4 protein-coding genes are annotated in these 1,169 nt (G+C 63.6%); all 4 read right to left on the minus strand.

What is annotated here, in order from left to right:
* Positions 1–223 (minus strand): major capsid protein (locus tag LDM92_RS09710; RefSeq protein WP_223903056.1); only part of this gene is annotated, 223 nt, incomplete at its 3' end.
* A gap of 8 nt (positions 224–231) precedes the next feature.
* Positions 232–435: a hypothetical protein gene (locus LDM92_RS09715; protein WP_223903057.1), complete on the minus strand. Its 204-nt coding sequence runs from the start codon at positions 433–435 to the stop codon at positions 232–234.
* A gap of 3 nt (positions 436–438) precedes the next feature.
* Positions 439–717 (minus strand): single-stranded DNA-binding protein, encoded by a 279-nt coding sequence (locus LDM92_RS09720; protein ID WP_223903058.1) that lies wholly within the window; start codon positions 715–717, stop codon positions 439–441.
* Positions 699–1,169 (minus strand): replication initiation factor domain-containing protein (locus tag LDM92_RS09725; protein ID WP_223903059.1); only part of this gene is annotated, 471 nt, incomplete at its 5' end. The genes LDM92_RS09725 and LDM92_RS09720, both read right to left, overlap by 19 nt.

A 1,169-nucleotide genomic window follows, 5' to 3' on the forward strand; every position in this document is an offset into this window, starting at 1 on the left:
GGCGCACCCACTTGTAGACCTTGATGCCGACCAGCACGGTCAGCACGGCACCACCGATGGCAGCGATGGGGGCGGCAGCGCCCTGAATCGCCGACACCACGTTGCCCACGTCGACGCCTCCACCGCCGCCCGAGGCGAATGCCGGCGCCGAAGCCAGTGCGGCGGTACCAACAGCCGCGAGTGCGGCACCCTTGCCCTTCAGGGCGTTGAACATCTTGCGCATGTGTCCTCCTAGGACTGTTCGATTTTCTTGCGGATGAGCCGGAACACGTACGCCAAGGCCCACAAGAGCGCGATCTTTGCTCCGATGGCCTGAGCATCCTCAATCGGCAGTTCCGGCAGCAGCTCCGGTTGAGGAATCCAGATCACAGCCGTGCAGGTCCCCGTGGCCGTATCCAGATCGGCTTCGCGGCATGCGGGGATCAGCACGGCCATGGCTTACGACTTCGCCGGGACGGCTGCGGCCTTCGCCTGCAGCGGAACGAGGTCCACGTATCGCTTCAGGATCAGGTCCCCGTACTGGCTCAGCGCGAAGGACTGCGGATCAATGTCGTACTCGCCCGGCGGATACGGCGGGCGCGAGCCGAGGCCGACACGGAACGGCAGCTCGAAGCCGTTGCCGAAGTCGAGGCCGACCATCTGGGAGCGGATGATGGAGTTGGTCTTGCTGTTGTGCCGTTCTTCGACGGCGGCGGACTTTACGCGGCAGATGGGCATAGTTCTTCCCTCACGAAACGATGGAGTGCGTCACCCTTGGCAATACCGCGAAAACGTCCGGGGTGACCGTCACGGACGATGCGGGCCTCGCAGAAGTCGGACCATGAATCTCCGAACGCTCCGCGCAGAACACTGAGGGCCGGGCCGACCTGACGCTCCATCCAGAGCACCATTGCCTCGGCAGATACTTCGACGTGCTTGCGGATCGTGCGCAGTCGAGTGCACACGCCCTTGATGAGATCGTGCAGCGCGCTGTACGAACCGCGCAGGTACGCACCCGGGTTCAACAGCACATCCAGCGGGATTTCCATGTGCTTGCCGTACAGACGCACTTCCGCGCGCACCCAACGCGAGGAAGGCAGTCCTTCGGCCTTTCCTTTTTCGTACACGCACAGTTCCTTGTGGCCCTTGCCGCCAACGTACAGCGTGCAGCCGGTGTTGTGGCCTTCATC

The organism is Lactobacillus laiwuensis (assembly GCF_019972835.1).
GTDB classification, from domain to species: Bacteria; Bacillota; Bacilli; order Lactobacillales; family Lactobacillaceae; genus Lactobacillus; species Lactobacillus laiwuensis.

Excerpts from the sequence above, each read along its gene's own strand:
- LDM92_RS09715 (WP_223903057.1), bottom strand. The coding sequence starts at position 435 with ATGGCCGTGCTGATCCCCGCATGCCGCGAAGCCGATCTGGATACGGCC.
- LDM92_RS09720 (WP_223903058.1), bottom strand. The coding sequence starts at position 717 with ATGCCCATCTGCCGCGTAAAGTCCGCCGCCGTCGAAGAACGGCACAAC.